At 61.8% G+C, this 14989-nt stretch carries 12 protein-coding genes; 6 read left to right on the top strand and 6 right to left on the bottom strand.

What is annotated here, in order from left to right:
* Positions 1-245 precede the first annotated feature (245 nt).
* The 5 genes from QOC89_RS05865 to QOC89_RS05845 form a co-directional block, all read right to left on the bottom strand.
* Entirely contained in the window at positions 246-599 is a 354-nt protein-coding gene (locus tag QOC89_RS05865) for a hypothetical protein (RefSeq protein ID WP_323044167.1), read from the bottom strand.
* Positions 600-814: 215 nt separating this feature from the next.
* The gene (locus QOC89_RS05860; protein ID WP_323044166.1) at positions 815-1645 is read right to left on the bottom strand and encodes an alpha/beta hydrolase; all 831 of its coding nucleotides are present in this window, start codon (positions 1643-1645) and stop codon (positions 815-817) included.
* Between the two features lie 8 nt (positions 1646-1653).
* Positions 1654-3246, bottom strand: coding sequence for a benzoate-CoA ligase family protein (locus tag QOC89_RS05855; protein WP_323044165.1), 1593 nt, complete (start codon positions 3244-3246; stop codon positions 1654-1656).
* A gap of 100 nt (positions 3247-3346) precedes the next feature.
* A complete protein-coding gene (locus QOC89_RS05850; protein ID WP_323044164.1) occupies positions 3347-4945 on the bottom strand; it encodes a 3,4-dehydroadipyl-CoA semialdehyde dehydrogenase in 1599 nt (532 codons plus the stop codon).
* 8 nt (positions 4946-4953) lie between these two features.
* Positions 4954-5433 carry a DUF4863 family protein gene (locus QOC89_RS05845; RefSeq protein WP_323044163.1) on the bottom strand — a complete coding sequence of 160 codons (480 nt, stop codon included), beginning with the start codon at positions 5431-5433 and terminating at the stop codon, positions 4954-4956.
* A 185-nt stretch (positions 5434-5618) separates the two neighbouring features.
* On the opposite strand from QOC89_RS05845, the gene QOC89_RS05840 reads away from it, so the two are divergent.
* From QOC89_RS05840 to boxA, 4 genes are all read left to right on the top strand, one after another.
* A complete protein-coding gene (locus QOC89_RS05840) occupies positions 5619-6635 on the top strand; it encodes a helix-turn-helix transcriptional regulator (RefSeq protein WP_323044162.1) in 1017 nt (338 codons plus the stop codon).
* Between the two features lie 117 nt (positions 6636-6752).
* Complete coding sequence (gene boxC / locus QOC89_RS05835) at positions 6753-8423, top strand: 2,3-epoxybenzoyl-CoA dihydrolase (protein ID WP_323044161.1); 1671 nt, start codon at positions 6753-6755, stop codon at positions 8421-8423.
* 101 nt (positions 8424-8524) lie between these two features.
* Positions 8525-9952 carry a benzoyl-CoA 2,3-epoxidase subunit BoxB gene (boxB, locus tag QOC89_RS05830; RefSeq protein ID WP_323044160.1) on the top strand — a complete coding sequence of 476 codons (1428 nt, stop codon included), beginning with the start codon at positions 8525-8527 and terminating at the stop codon, positions 9950-9952.
* Positions 9953-10016: 64 nt separating this feature from the next.
* On the top strand, positions 10017-11258 hold the full coding sequence (gene boxA / locus QOC89_RS05825) for a benzoyl-CoA 2,3-epoxidase subunit BoxA (RefSeq protein ID WP_323044159.1): 1242 nt from the start codon (positions 10017-10019) through the stop codon (positions 11256-11258).
* 83 nt (positions 11259-11341) lie between these two features.
* Here boxA and QOC89_RS05820 read toward each other — a convergent pair whose 3' ends face one another.
* Positions 11342-12067 (bottom strand): TetR/AcrR family transcriptional regulator, encoded by a 726-nt coding sequence (locus QOC89_RS05820; RefSeq protein ID WP_416340360.1) that lies wholly within the window; start codon positions 12065-12067, stop codon positions 11342-11344.
* 341 nt (positions 12068-12408) lie between these two features.
* Between QOC89_RS05820 and QOC89_RS05815 the strand changes: the two genes are divergently transcribed.
* Together QOC89_RS05815 and QOC89_RS05810 are read left to right on the top strand one after the other, a co-directional pair.
* Entirely contained in the window at positions 12409-13689 is a 1281-nt protein-coding gene (locus QOC89_RS05815) for a Zn-dependent hydrolase (protein ID WP_323044157.1), read from the top strand.
* A gap of 122 nt (positions 13690-13811) precedes the next feature.
* On the top strand, positions 13812-14989 hold a 1178-nt coding region (locus QOC89_RS05810), incomplete at its 3' end, for an NAD(P)-dependent oxidoreductase (RefSeq protein ID WP_323044156.1).

Here is a 14989-nt window from a genome sequence, read left to right as displayed (position 1 = left end):
GCATCAGCACGACGATGTGCTCGACGTCGCGAATGCTGCCGGTCTTGTTGTTGGCGGGAATCGCGAGCGCGTTGCGGATGCCCAGCGGCAACATGCTCAACGCGGTGGCGGAACCGGCTGCATGCGCGGCGGAGCGTAGAAAATCACGGCGATTTTTTGAAGTCATGGTTTTGGCTTTCGATCTTCATGAGAGGAACGAACCATACGGCGCGAGCGTGAGCCGCGCGGCGCATGGGATGTGGAGCTCAATCTACGGTATGGATGACGGGTGCGGCGAGCGGCGTCGAGGTGGCGGCGGACAGAGCCGTGTCGGCGCTTGATGCGGGTAGTGCAGGAGTTTGAATCGTGAGTGCGGGTAGTGCGGGTAGTGCGGGTAGTGCGGATGAGGCAGGTGCGGCGGACGACGGGTTTGCTGATAAAACCTGCGACGTGCCGCTGTTATCGCCGGCACTGTCGGTGGAATTCGCTGCGTGCGTGTCTGGTGATGAGTCGTTGTCGTTGCCACAGGCACCGAGCACGCCGCACAAGGACATGGCGATCAGTGCGCCTGCCAAACGTTTGCGAAGTAAGGCAGCAGTCAGCTTCGACACAGCGGACATGGAATGTCTCCAGCACGGGGGAGGGAGCGCCGAGGCATTTTTCGTGTGCCAAGGTCAGCGATGCAAGAGAATAGTCGCTGACCTGTGTAAGTTTTGTGAAGCGGCGGTAATGAAATGGTGAGACCGGTGAGGTCTGGTGAGATATCGAAAGGCAGATCGAATCCGCCGGCAACAACGGTCAGGTCGTGACCGTCGCCGGCGTGCCGTAATAATATTCAACGCTGCCGTGAAATAAACGCCGCAATCGCCTCATTCAACGCAACCGGCGCATCGCGATGCGGCGAGTGCCCACACGCGTCGAGTTTCACCAGTTGTGCATGCGGCACACGCTCGCCGATCGTGTCGATCTGCGCCATCGTGCCGTAGTTGTCGTCGTGGCCTTGCACCACAAGCAGCGGCTGCCTGATAGCGCCCAGTTCATCGACGATGCGCCACGCTCTAAATGCGGGATTCAACCAGATATCGTTCCAGCCATAGAACGCGGAATCGACGTCGGCATGATAGCGGCTTAGCTTGCTGCGCAGGTCTGTTGTCTCGTAGAGTTGTTTCGTCTGCGAGATACTTTCCACCGAGATATTTTCGACGAATACATGCGGCGCGATTGCGACCGCGCCGGCCAATGCATCGGGATGCAGCGCCGCGTAGAGCAGCGCAATCGAGCCGCCGTCGCTATGGCCGATCAGCCACATGCGCCGGCGTTCCTGCATGCTGATAGCGAGTGCGTCGAGCAAAGCGGGCAGGATATCGCGCGCTTGCGCGGTCATGAAATCGACCGGCCATTTGACATCGTGCTCACGCGGTGTGGAGAGTCCATAACCGGGCCGCGAGTAGACGAGCCCACGCATGCCGAGCTGCTCGCACAAAGACTGCGGCCAGTCGCGCCACATCGCAACCGATCCGAGTCCTTCATGCAGGAATACGGCGAGGGGTGCATTAGCCGCCGCTTCATTCAGCCAACGGTATTCGATGCGCAATGGCCCGTGCGATGCAGTAGCGGGCAGTTCTGCGAAGCCGCTGTCAGAGAGTGCGGAGGCGGGGTTCTGCATGGATCACCTTATGACTGTTCGCGCAGTTTGAAGCGTTGGATCTTGCCGGTCGCGGTTTTCGGCAAATCGTCGGCGAATACAATATCGCGCGGATACTTATGCGGCGCGAGCCGTTCCTTCACGAAAGCCTTCAACTCATCCGCGAGTATCTCAGACGGCGCGAATTCACGCTTCAACACCACGAACGCGCGGGTTTTCACGAGGCCGCCGTGATCCACGCCGACCACCGCCGCTTCGAGCACCGCATCGTGCTGTACCAGGACCATTTCCACTTCAACGGGCGATACATACTGGCCGCTCACTTTCAGCATGTCGTCGCTGCGGCCGGCGTACACGTAGCAGCCATTCGCCAGGCGGCAATACTTATCGCCGCTGCGAATCCATTCGCCGAGAAACGTGGCGCGCGACTTCTCGCGATTGCTCCAGTACATCAACGCGGCGCTCGGCCCTTTGATATACAGATCGCCGACTTCGCCGTCGGGCACGGCATGACCGGCTTCGTCGCGCAGTTCGACCTCGTAGCCTGGCACGGGGCGTCCGGTGGTGCCGTATTCGACTTGCCCCGCGCGATTCGACAGGAAGATATGCAACATCTCGGTCGAGCCGATACCGTCGAGAATCTCGCAGCCGAAGTGCGCTGTAAAGCGCTCGCCAATTTCGCGCGGCAGCGCTTCGCCCGCCGACGTGCACACGCGTATCGCAACGTCGGCGCGCGCGGGCAGGTTAGGGCTCACGAGCATGCTCGCGTAGAGCGTCGGCACGCCATAGAAAACGGTCGGGCGATATCTCACGAGGCGCGTAAAAATGGCGTCAGCGGTGGGACGCTCGGCCATCAACACGGCGGTCGCGCCAACTGAAAGCGGGAACGTCAAACCGTTGCCGAGACCATACGCAAAAAACAATTTGGCTGCCGAGAAAACCACATCGCTTTCCACAATGCCAAGAATGGGCTTCGCGTACAACTCGGCGGTCCAGTACAGATTCGCGTGCGTGTGGACGGTGCCTTTGGGTTTGCCGGTCGAGCCCGACGAATACAGCCAGAACGCAATATCGTCGCAACCTGTCGTGGACGCCTTGACGGCCGGCGTGGCCGCGTCGATCAGATCCTTGAGCAGCGGCGCCATTAAAGGCTCGCTTTCGGGCGGCTGCGAGACGATCAACTGGCACCCGTCGTGTTCGGCCGTTTCCATCGCCTGCGTGACGTTCGGCAGCAATGCGCCCGATGCGATCACGGCGCGTGCATGGCTATGCGTCAACATGTACACGTAGTCGGCAGCGGTGAGCAGCGTGTTCGCGACGACCGGCACGACGCCCGCATAGAGCGCACCGAGAAAGGCAATTGGCAGCTCGACGGTATCGAGCATGACCAGCAGCACGCGCTCCTCCGGATGCACGCCGAGTGCGCGCAATGCGCTCGCGAAGCGCCGGGCCCGTTCTTCGAGTTCGCCGTAAGTGGTGGCGCCGGTGTCGTCGATATAAGCGGTCTTGCCGGCGCGCGATTCATTCAGTCGAAACAGGTAGGCCGCGAAATTGAATAGCGCGGGCGGCGGCTCGACCGTCGCGGCGGGCTGACTCGCAGCCGTTTCCAGCAGGGCTTCCATATGTCTCCTCCATCCGGTGAGGCGGTCCGGCGTTTATGTGCTCGTGATCCGCGCGATGCTTGCGTGCTAAGTGCTTCCCTTGATTGCTCGCCTCGTGCCGCTATGCCGTAGGCGAATGCGTGGTTTGCGTGAGTGCGTCGATTGCAGCAGTCGACGCCTGGACCGCCGAGCGCCGGTGGTAGAAACCCAGTGCACGCAGACCGCCGAGTTCTTCGCCGCCGCCCGCACGCCCCGGTCCGCCGTGCAGCGACATAGGCATCACGTTGCCGTGCCCGGTTTGACTGTGCTGGACGGAGGGCGAGATCGCGTGGACGCGCCCATGCGAATCGGCGAGTTCCAGTGCGAGCTTCCCGAGATGCGCGTCGTCGTTCGAATAGATCGACGCGACGAGCGAGCCCTGGCCGCGTCGCGCGAGTGCGACAGCGTGCGCTTCGGGGAGGGCGCCGTTTGCAGCGGCGGCAACACGATAGGGCGCCACGGTCGCCACCGGTCCGAACACTTCGACGTCGTGCAGCAGCGTCGCGCTATCGGGCTCGTTGACCACGAACAGATGGGGCGCGACGCACGCCGCAATCGTTGCATCCGCATCGATGAGGGGGGCCGCCGAACCGTCGAATGCCAGCACCGCTTCCTCGCGCAACGCGGCGATGCCGGCCAGCACGTTCTCGTATTGTTCGCGGCTCACGAGCGAACCCATCCGCACGGTGTCGTTGCGTGGATTGCCGACGGTCATGTTCGCGAGCCTGGCTTTGAGTGCATCGAGCACCGCCTCGAGCGATGCTTCCGGCACGAATGCGCGCCGGATCGCGGTGCATTTCTGACCGGACTTCACGGTCATTTCCCGCACCACCTCTTTGATGAACAGGTCGAAGGCCGGTGTGCCGGGTGTTGCATCGGCACAGAGGATGGCACTGTTGAGACTGTCGGCCTCGACATTCAGGCGCGCGCCGTGCTCGATGAAAGCCGGATGCGCACGCAATGTTGCGGCGGTTTGCGCGGATCCGGTGAACGACACCACGTCGAATGCCTGAATCTGATCGAGCAGACCTGCGGAACTGCCGCAGATAACCGATAACGCGCCGGGCGGCAGAATGCCGGCGTCCACCACATCGGCCACCATGCGTTGCGTGAGCCATGCCGTTGCCGTGGCGGGCTTGATGATGACGGGCACGCCCGATAGCAAGGCCGGCGCTGCTTTTTCCCACAAGCCCCACGATGGGAAATTGAACGCGTTGATGAAGAGCGCGACGCCGCGCGTCGGCGTCAGCACGTGCTGCACGCTGAACGATTGGTCCTTGCTCAACGAGACGGCGTTGCCGTCGCGCAGCGCATGCACGTCGCCGAGCGACGCACCGAGTTTCGCGTAGTACGACAGCGTGAAGATTCCGCCGTCGATATCGACCGCCGAATCGTTGCGCGTCGTGCCCGAGTTTGCGGTAGCGATCGCGTAGTAATCGTCGCGCCTGGCCTGAAGCAGTTTGACGATCTCCGCGAGGCGTGCGGCGCGCTGCGCGTAGCTCAGTTCACGCAGGGCGGCGCCACCTTTTTCGCGAGCAAAGCCAAATGCGTGGCCGAGATCCAGACCCTGGCTCGACACGCGCACCAGCGCTTCGCCGGTAACCGGATCGGTCAGCGTTACGCCTTCGCCGCTGCCTGCGACCCATTGGCCGGCAACGTAGTTTTTCAATAGTTCGGTCATGACAAGCCTCAGACAGAAGATGGGGCGGCGGTGAATTCGATCGCGCCTTGCGGCAGCAGATACAGCACCAGCGCCTGCCCGTTCGCGACGGTGGGACGGTGCGCGCTACCAGGGCCGTACACGCACCAGCCGGCCGGATGACCGTCGAAGGTGGCGCCAGCGGTCAGCGGCATGATCAGATCGATTTCACCATTCGGGTGAACGTGATGCGGACCGGCAATATCCTTCATATCGACCACGTCGACGGAAAAGCCGTGGGTATCGGGCAGCGCCTTGAAGATCCGGCCATAGCGAATGCCGCCGCCCTCGCGGTTGCACAGCCAGCCTTCGGCCACGCCGGTGCGGCAGGCATCCGTCAGATCGCGGAAGGTCGCGCCGTCCGCGGGATAGGTAGTGTTGAACCATGTGGCCAGCGCGGCGTCGAGCGGTCGGCCGGCGAGTTGCTCTGTCACGCCCGCAATCAGGCGTTGGAAATCATGTGGGAACATGCGAGCCTCCAGATCGGCGGGGCGCACGCACGTTAATTCATGCGTGTTGCCACACCCTCTCCGTGACGCCGCCGAAAAAGCTCGACAGCGTTTGTTATTGGATCAATATTTGGCGAAAATTAACCGTTCACTGGGTGCGTGTCAAGCACTATAGTACATGTAACGCAGTTAAGAGGTAGTTAAACATGAACCAAAATTACTCTCCCACGCCGGTGGACGACCCTGCCGATGAGGACGCAAGCCGCGCCGATCGGACCGAGCGCGGGACCGACGGCGGACCCGAACGCGGGGCGGAGCGCGGCGCCGAGCGTGAAGAACGCGATCCTTTTCTGACGGCGATGGGCGAGCGCGTGCGTTTGCTGCGTGCGCGCCGCGGCATGACGCGCAAGACGCTCGCGACTGAAACCGGCTTGTCGGAGCGTCACCTGGCCAATCTCGAATCGGGGGTGGGTAACGCTTCGGTGCTGGTGCTGCGGCAGATCGCGGCGACGCTGAACTGCCCGCTGGCCGAGGTGATCGGCGACGAAACCACCGTCTCGGCCGAATGGCTGCTGATCCGCGAATTGCTGCAAGGGCGCGACCAGGCAGCGTTGCAGCGCGCCCGTGTAGCGCTTGCCGAGATGTTCGCGCAAGCGCCGCGTGACCCGCACCGTAAGGATCGGATCGCGCTGATCGGCCTGCGCGGGGCCGGCAAGTCGACCTTTGGACGGATGCTGGCGCAGGAGCGCAAAGTACCGTTCGTCGAGTTGACGCGGGTGATCGAGCAGCTCGCCGGTTGTCCGCCGTCGGAGATTCATTCCCTGTACGGCGCGAGCGCTTATCGGCGTTATGAACATCGCGCGCTGGAGGCGGTGATTCAGGAGCATGAGCGCGCCGTGATTGCGTCGCCGGGCGGCCTGGTGTCGGAGTCGGGCACCTTCAACACGCTGCTGTCGCACTGCTTCACCGTATGGCTGCAAGCCACGCCGGAAGAGCATATGCGCCGCGTCGTCGCGCAAGGCGACCTGCGGCCGATGTCCGGCAACAAGGAGGCGATGGACGACCTCAAGCGCATCCTGACAGGGCGCAGCGAACTGTACGGCCGCGCCGACATGACCTTCGACACCAGCGAGAAAACCTTGGCCGACGCCTACTTGCAGTTGCGTGACCGGCTTGCAGCAAGGATCGCGGCCGAATCGCCGGATGACGCACGGTCGAGCTGACCTGCAGTGGCGTGCCAGGGTTTACTAGCGAACATGCACTAAAGTGCTTTACATGGGTTTGACGATGCACTATTGTTCAAAAAACAGATTTTGCCTCGTCCAGTCAGGAGACGCCCCATGTCCGCAGCAGAAGCCGCAATCGCGCCGGTCGACTACCGCACCGATCCCTCGCAGTACAAGCATTGGAAGCTGAGTTTCAACGGTCCCGTCGCGACCCTCGGTATCGACATCGCCGAGGATGGTGGCATCCGTGACGGCTACAAGCTGAAGCTCAATTCATACGACCTGGGCGTCGACATCGAACTGCACGACGCGATACAGCGCATCCGCTTCGAGCATCCCGAAGTCAGAACGGTGGTGCTGACAAGCCTGAAAGACCGCGTGTTCTGCTCTGGCGCGAACATCTTCATGCTGGGTCTGTCGACGCATGCGTGGAAGGTCAACTTCTGCAAGTTCACCAACGAAACACGCAATGGGCTCGAAGACTCGTCGCGTCATTCAGGTCTGAAGTTTCTCGCTGCGGTGAACGGAGCATGCGCCGGTGGCGGTTATGAACTCGCGCTTGCCTGCGATGAGATCTATCTGGTGGATGACCGCTCGTCTTCGGTGTCGCTGCCGGAAGTGCCGTTGCTGGGTGTGCTGCCGGGCACGGGCGGCCTGACGCGCGTCACCGATAAACGCAAGGTGCGTCACGATCGCGCGGACATCTTCTGTACGGTGGTCGAGGGCATTCGCGGTGAACGGGCGAAAGCATGGCGGCTCGTGGATGAAGTCGTGAAGCCGAATCAGTTCGATCAGACGATTCAGGCACGCGCGCTCGAACTCGCCGAACAAAGCGATCGTCCCGCCGATGCGCAAGGCGTGATGCTCACGCGTATCGAACGCACTGACCGTGAAGACGGCCTGACTTATAAAACGCTCGACATCACGATCGATCGTGCTAAGCGCATCGCCACCTTTACCGCGAAAGCCCCGCAAGCCGGACAGCCTACGCAGATCGACGCGATCGTCGCCGCCGGCACGAGTTGGTGGCCGCTGCAGTTCGCCCGCGAGCTCGACGACGCAATTCTGTCGATGCGCACCAACGAGCTCGACGTCGGCACCTGGGTCTTCAAGACCGAAGGCGATGCCCGTAACCTGCTCGCCGCCGACGCCACGCTGATGCAGCACAAGGATCACTGGTTCGTACGCGAGACCATTGGCCTGTTGCGCCGCACGCTGGCGCGTATCGACGTGTCGTCGCGTTCGCTGTTCGCGCTGATCGAACCGGGCTCATGCTTTGCGGGCACCTTCGCGGAACTCGCGTTCGCCTGCGATCGCAGCTATATGGCGGCACTGCCGAGCAACGAAGACGAAGAACCGGCGATCACGCTCTCGGAAGTCAACTTCGGTCTCTATCCGATGGTCACGCATCAATCGCGCCTCGCTCGCCGCTTCTATGAAGAAGCCGACCCGCTCGACGCGGTGCGCTCAAAAATCGGCCAGCCGATCAAGCCGGTTGAAGCGGAGCGTTTGGGCCTTGTCACCGCGTCGCCTGACGATATCGATTGGGCAGACGAAATCCGCATCGCGCTCGAAGAACGCGCGGCCATGTCGCCGGATGCATTGACCGGCCTCGAAGCGAATCTGCGCTTCAACGGCCCGGAAACAATGGAGACACGTATCTTCGGGCGTCTCACCGCATGGCAGAACTGGATCTTCAACCGGCCGAACGCAGTGGGCGAGAAGGGCGCGCTCAAGGTGTACGGCAAGGGCAGCAAGGCGCAATTCGACGTTTCGCGCGTTTGATGTTTCTTAAGCGACGCAACTGAAAGCAACGCTCCTTGCCCGCTACGCGCCTCTCACACTTAGGCACCGCAAAGCACCGCATTCCGATCAGGATACCGACCATGTCAACGATCAACTACAGCGAAAAGATTCCGAACAACGTCAATCTCGCCGACGACCGTGCATTGCAACGCGCGCTCGAACAGTGGCAGCCGAATTTTCTGTCGTGGTGGGGCGATATGGGCCCCGAAGGCTCGCATGGCTATGACGTGTATCTGCGTACGGCGGTGAGCGTCGACGCGGGCGGCTGGGCGCATTTCGATCACGTGAAGATGCCGGACTATCGCTGGGGCATTTTCCTCACGCCCGGCGAGCAGGACCGCAAGATCCATTTCGGCGAACACAAGGGTGAGGCTGCGTGGCAGGACGTGCCCGGCGAGCATCGCGCGAATCTGCGCCGCATCATCGTGACGCAAGGCGATACGGAGCCGGCTTCGGTCGAGCAGCAACGGCATCTCGGCTTGACGGCGCCTTCCATGTACGACTTGCGCAACCTGTTTCAGGTGAACGTGGAAGAAGGCCGCCACCTGTGGGCGATGGTGTATCTGCTGCATCGCTACTTCGGCCGCGATGGACGCGAGGAAGCCGAAGCACTGCTCGGCCGCCGTTCGGGCGACGAGGACAATCCGCGCATTCTCGGCGCCTTCAACGAGAAAACGCCGGACTGGCTCGCGTTCTACATGTTCACCTACTTCACTGACCGCGACGGCAAGTTCCAGTTGTCGGCGCTCGCCGAGTCGGGCTTCGATCCGCTTGCGCGTACCACGAAGTTCATGCTGACTGAAGAGGCGCATCACATGTTCGTCGGCGAATCGGGTGTGTCGCGTGTGATCCAGCGTACCGCGCAGGTGATGAACGAACTGGGCACGGACGACGTCGCGAAGATTCGCGCGGCCGGCGTGATCGATTTGCCGACCATCCAGCGTTATCTGAACTTCCACTACTCCGTGACGATCGACCTGTTCGGCGCCGATCATTCGTCCAACGCCGCCACGTTCTATAGCTCGGGTCTGAAGGGCCGCTACGAAGAGAACAAGCGCGACGACGATCATCAATTGAACGCTCAAAGCTACAAGCTGCTCGACGTGCAGGACGGCAAGCTGGTTGAGCGCGAAGTGCCGATGCTCAACGCCATGAATGAAGTGCTGCGCGACGACTACATCAAGGATTCGGTGGCGGGTGTCGGCCGCTGGAACAAGGTGCTTGAAAAGGCCGGCATCGATTTCCGCATGACGGTACCGCATAAGGCGTTCAACCGGCAGATCGGCACGTTTGCGAACACCCGTGTTTCGCCGGACGGCCGTGTGATCAGCGAGACTGAATGGGCCGCCAATGAGGCGAAGTGGCTCGCCTCGCCGGAAGACCGCGCCTATGTCGCTTCGCTGATGGGCCCCGTCACGGAACCGGGCAAGTTCGCGAACTGGATTGCGCCGCCGGCAATGGGCGTGAATCGTCAGCCGGTCGACTTCGAATACGTGCGCTTTAACTGAGTACGGCGATTGAAAACGTGCGGCGTGCGGCGTCGTATCCGCGCGAATATAGGTGGAGGAAGTCATGAACGGCCCAGTATCGGTCGAAGTCCTGAGACAGCATCTGATCGATCCGGAAATCTGCATTCGCTGCAATACCTGCGAAGAGACTTGCCCGGTCGATGCGATCACGCACGACGAGAACAATTACGTGGTCAAGGCGGAGATCTGCAACGGCTGCATGGCTTGCGTGCCGCCGTGTCCGACCGGCGCGATCGATAACTGGCGCACCGTGCTGAAAGCCGATGCCTATCCCCTCGACGAGCAGTTCAAATGGGACGTGCTGCCTGAGCAGAACACAATGGCCGTGCCGGCGGTGGAAGATGCCGCGGCTGCGGGGACATCGAGCGACACACCGGCGGACGCAAGCGGTATTGAAGTCGATACTGTGCGCGGCTCGGTTGTGCCACCGTGGTCAGCCGCGAGGCCGTACGTGAATCTCTATACGCACAAGGCGCCGACTACCGCGACGGTGGTGGGCAACTACCGGCTTACCGACGGCTCGACGGATAGCGACATTCATCACATCGTGCTCGATTTCGGTTCGATGCCTTTTCCGGTGCTCGAGGGCCAGTCGATCGGCATCCTGCCACCGGGTGCAACTGCCGATGGCCGCACGCATCACGCGCGGCAGTATTCGATTGCGAGCCCACGCGATGGTGAACGGCCCGGCTATAACAACGTTTCTCTCACCGTGAAGCGCGTGTCCCAGCAGCACGGCGACGCGCTGGATGGAGTCTGCTCGAATTATCTGTGCGACCTGAAGAAGGGCGACGTGGTCAATGTGATCGGCCCGTTCGGCGGCACGTTCCTGATGCCGAATCATCCGAACTCGCATCTGCTGATGATCTGCACCGGCACCGGTTCAGCGCCGATGCGCGCGATGACCGAGTATCGCAGGCGGCGCCGTCTGAAGGGCGCGACCGGCAAGCTGATGCTGTTCTTCGGTGCGCGCACGAAAGGAGAGTTGCCGTACTTCGGGCCGCTCACGAATCTGCCGAAGGATTTCATCGACACGAATCTGGCATTTTCGCGCACGCCGGGGCAGCCCAAGCGTTACGTGCAGGACGCGATGCGCGAGCGCGCGGTCGACGTCGCGCACATGCTGAAGGACGACAACACGCATATCTACGTGTGCGGATTGAAGGGTATGGAGGACGGTGTATTGCAGGCGCTCAGGGAAATCGGCGAACAGCACCAGCTCGACTGGGACGTGTTATGGACGAAGCTGAAACGCGAAGGGCGCTTGCATCTGGAGACGTATTGAAGCACCAGGCATCGAGAGAAAGGCATCACGCAATAGTGCGAAAGCCCGGCTGCGGTTAAAAAGCGCAGCCGGGTTTTTGCTTTTTATCTCGACGGGTCCGCACCGTCCTCGCGCTGTGCCGGCGATACGGCGCCGCACGCCCGGATCACCAACTGCACGACTTCCTCAGTGGTGGCTTCGAACGCCTTCTGCGTGAGCGCGCGCTTGCCTTTGAGCGCACGAACCTGTGCGTCGAAGTCGGCGTAATGCTGGGTGGTTGCCCAGATCATGTACATCAGCGTTTGTGCATTCACCGGCGCCAGCAAGCCGCGTGCGATCCAGTCGTCGATCACCTTCACCCTGCTATCCAGCCACGGCTTCACGCGCCCCGTGAGAATGTCCTCCATATGCTCGGCGCCGTGAATGATCTCGCTCGCCCACACCTTCGAGCCTAATGGCCGGCGGCGCGACAATTCCATTTTCGCGCGTACGTATCCGCCAATCGCTTCGACCGGATCGTCGCTGCATTCGAAAGTATCCGCCGCGCGATACCAGTCTTCGAACAGATCTTCCAGCACGCGCCGGTACAACGCGAGCTTGGTCGGGAAGTAGTAATGCAGGTTGGCTTTCGGTAAGCCTGCACGTTCCGCGATCATCGCCGTACTGGTTCCGTCGAGTCCTCGTTCCGCGAAGACCGCTTCGGCACACGCCAATAAATGCGCTTCGTTCGACTCGCGAATGTGCGCCTTGCGCCGCCGCAAAGGCGCGCGAGTTTCGTCCTTGGTCTCGTCGTTTTCCGTGATGTCGGCAGCCACGTTGTCGTCTCTCATGTTGGCCTTCATCGGCATGCGTGCCGCGTCGCGCTTCATTCTAGTCGTTCGGGCGCGGATAAACACGCGCATTCGAAGCGGGTTAAAAAAGCGTGCTGCAGTGCAATGGCACGCTTCTCGCTCTGTATCCGGCCGTACGAAAAGCATTGATTTGGCAGGCTTAATCGTCTACAACCTGTCCAACTGGACAGGATTGAGAGAGCGGGCGATGCCCCAGGGTTTGCCCTCCGATGAAGAGGCGATCCAACGTATCGAGTGTGCACCGCCGCCGTGCGGCCACGCCCCAAAACCCGCCGCCCATGCACCGGTTTCATGTCGGTTCATCGAAAGGAGCGAGACGAATGAACGCGGTATCCGAAGCACTGAGACACGCGGAACCCGCTACGTCGATCAAGGTCGACGGCAAGCGGCTGTGGGACAGCCTGATGACGATGGCGAAGATCGGCGCGACGCCCAAAGGCGGCGTCTGCCGGCTGGCGCTGACCGACCTCGACAAGGAGGGGCGCGACCTGATCGTCAGTTGGGCGAAGCAAGCGGGTTGCGCGGTCAGTGTCGATCAGATGGGCAATGTATTCATGCGCCGCGCCGGGCGCAATCCCGATGCGTTGCCGGTCATGACCGGTTCGCACGCGGACTCGCAGCCGACCGGCGGTCGCTTTGACGGTATCTACGGCGTGCTCGGCGGACTCGAAGTGATCCGCAGTCTGAACGACCACGGCATCGAGACCGAGCATCCGGTTGAAGTGGTGATCTGGACCAACGAGGAAGGCTCGCGCTTCGCGCCGGCAATGGTGGCCTCAGGGGTGTTCGCAGGCGTCTTCACGCTGGACTACGGTCTCTCGCGTAAGGACGTGGACGGCAAGACCATCGGCGAGGAACTCAAGCGCATCGGCTATGCAGGCGATCTGCCTTGCGGTGGCCGACCGCTACATGCCGCGTTTGAATTGCATATCGAGCAAGGGCCGATTCTCGAAGCCGAACAGAAAACCATTGGCGTGGTGACCGACGCGCAAGGTCAGCGCTGGTACGAAATCACGCTGACTGGGCAAGAGGCGCATGCGGGTCCGACGCCGATGCCACGGCGTCGCGATGCATTGCTCGGCGCGGCCCGCGTGGTCGATCTGGTCAATCGCATCGGGCTGGATAACGCGCCGTTCGGCTGCGCGACGGTCGGCATGATGCAGGTCTATCCGAACTCACGCAATGTGATTCCAGGCCGCGTGTTCTTCACCGTCGATTTCCGTCATCCGGATGATGCCGTACTCGCGAAGATGGATGCCGCATTGCGTCAAGGCGTGGCGGATATCGCGGGCGGTATCGGTCTGGAAACCGAACTCGAACAGATCTTTTACTACGCGCCCGTCGCTTTCGACGAGGCCTGCGTGAAGTCCGTACGCGCCGCGGCTGAGCGCTTCGGCTATCCCCATCGCAACATGGTGTCCGGTGCGGGACACGATGCCTGCTATCTGTCGCAAGTCGCGCCCACCTCGATGGTGTTCGTGCCGTGCGTGGACGGGATCAGTCACAACGAGATCGAGGACGCCACCTTCGAATGGATCGAAGCGGGCGCCAACGTCCTGTTGCATGCGATGCTCGGACGAGCGTGCGAGCCGGTTTCATAACGCTTAGCGGTGGCGGTCGATTCATCGGCCGCACTGTAGTGCCCATAAAACATGCCGTCCCGGTTCCGCTTCAGCGCAGCCGGCGGGAGCGGCTACGTCCTCACATTGAAGAAGGAACGTGTATGGCCATCAAGCAAGCCGGCGATATTGCGCCTCAGCGCCTATCGGCCGATCAACTCTCCTGCGAGTTCTCCGACATCGCGCCGTTGCTCGACGCAAGTGCCGCAGCCGCGGCGGCGAGCCGTTGTCACTACTGTTACGACGCGCCGTGTGTGAACGCGTGTCCGACGCAGATCGATATTCCGAGTTTCATTCGCAAGATCGGCAACGGCAATCTGAAAGGCGCGGCCGTCGACATTCTGTCGGCGAATCCGCTTGGCGGCATGTGCGCGCGTGTTTGCCCGACCGAGATCCTGTGCGAGGGTGCTTGCGTTCGCAACCATCAGGATGCGAAGCCCGTCGCGATCGGCGCGCTGCAACGTCATGCAACCGATTGGGCGATGGCGCGCGGTGAGCCGCTATTCAAGCGCGCCGCTGAAACGGGGCGCCATGTCGCGGTGGTGGGCGCGGGACCGGCTGGACTCGCATGCGCGCACCGTCTCGCGCTAGCCGGGCATAACGTCACCGTCTATGACGCCCACGAGAAAGCGGGTGGTCTGAACGAATACGGTATCGCTGCCTATAAAACCGTCGACGATTTTGCGCAACGCGAAGTGGAGTGGCTGTGTTCGATCGGCGGTATCGAGATCAAACATGGCGTGGCGCTTGGGCGTGACGTGGACCTCGAGGCGCTGCGCAAGCAGCACGACGCGGTGTTCCTCGCGATCGGCCTCACGGGCGTGCGTGCCTTGGCGATGGAAGGCGAGGACCTGAGTGGCGTGATGAACGCCGTGGATTTCATCGAACAGGTGCGCACTGCGAGCGACTTCGGCACCGTGCCGGTGGGCCGCCGGGTCGTCGTGATCGGCGGCGGCAATACGGCCGTGGATGCCGCCGTGCAAAGCCGCAAGCTCGGTGCGACGTCGGTGACGATGGTGTATCGACGCGGCGTCGAATCAATGAGCGCGACATGGGCCGAGCGCGATTTCGCGCAGACCAACGGCGTCACGCTGGTCACGCACGCAACGCCGATGCGTTTGATCGGAGAAGGCAGCGTTGTGACAGGTGTCGAATTCGAACGCACGTCGAGCGATGGTAATCATGAGCGCTTCGTGGTCGAAGCCGATATGGTGCTCAAGGCAATCGGGCAGACGCTGTTGCCGGTGGGTATCGAGCGCGAACTGTTGACGCTCGACGGTAG

This window comes from Paraburkholderia sp., assembly GCF_034668105.1.
GTDB lineage: Bacteria > Pseudomonadota > Gammaproteobacteria > Burkholderiales > Burkholderiaceae > Paraburkholderia.
The sequence above is the reverse complement of the archived record's forward strand: the minus strand, read 5'-3'. Positions and strand labels throughout refer to the sequence as shown.

Coding starts and splice junctions, on each gene's coding strand:
- QOC89_RS05865 (WP_323044167.1), bottom strand. CDS start 599: ATGTCCGCTGTGTCGAAGCTGACTGCTGCCTTACTTCGCAAACGTTTG.
- QOC89_RS05860 (WP_323044166.1), bottom strand. CDS start 1,645: ATGCAGAACCCCGCCTCCGCACTCTCTGACAGCGGCTTCGCAGAACTG.
- QOC89_RS05855 (WP_323044165.1), bottom strand. CDS start 3,246: ATGGAAGCCCTGCTGGAAACGGCTGCGAGTCAGCCCGCCGCGACGGTC.
- QOC89_RS05850 (WP_323044164.1), bottom strand. CDS start 4,945: ATGACCGAACTATTGAAAAACTACGTTGCCGGCCAATGGGTCGCAGGC.
- QOC89_RS05845 (WP_323044163.1), bottom strand. CDS start 5,433: ATGTTCCCACATGATTTCCAACGCCTGATTGCGGGCGTGACAGAGCAA.
- QOC89_RS05840 (WP_323044162.1), top strand. CDS start 5,619: ATGAACCAAAATTACTCTCCCACGCCGGTGGACGACCCTGCCGATGAG.
- boxC (WP_323044161.1), top strand. CDS start 6,753: ATGTCCGCAGCAGAAGCCGCAATCGCGCCGGTCGACTACCGCACCGAT.
- boxB (WP_323044160.1), top strand. CDS start 8,525: ATGTCAACGATCAACTACAGCGAAAAGATTCCGAACAACGTCAATCTC.
- boxA (WP_323044159.1), top strand. CDS start 10,017: ATGAACGGCCCAGTATCGGTCGAAGTCCTGAGACAGCATCTGATCGAT.
- QOC89_RS05820 (WP_416340360.1), bottom strand. CDS start 12,067: ATGAGAGACGACAACGTGGCTGCCGACATCACGGAAAACGACGAGACC.
- QOC89_RS05815 (WP_323044157.1), top strand. CDS start 12,409: ATGAACGCGGTATCCGAAGCACTGAGACACGCGGAACCCGCTACGTCG.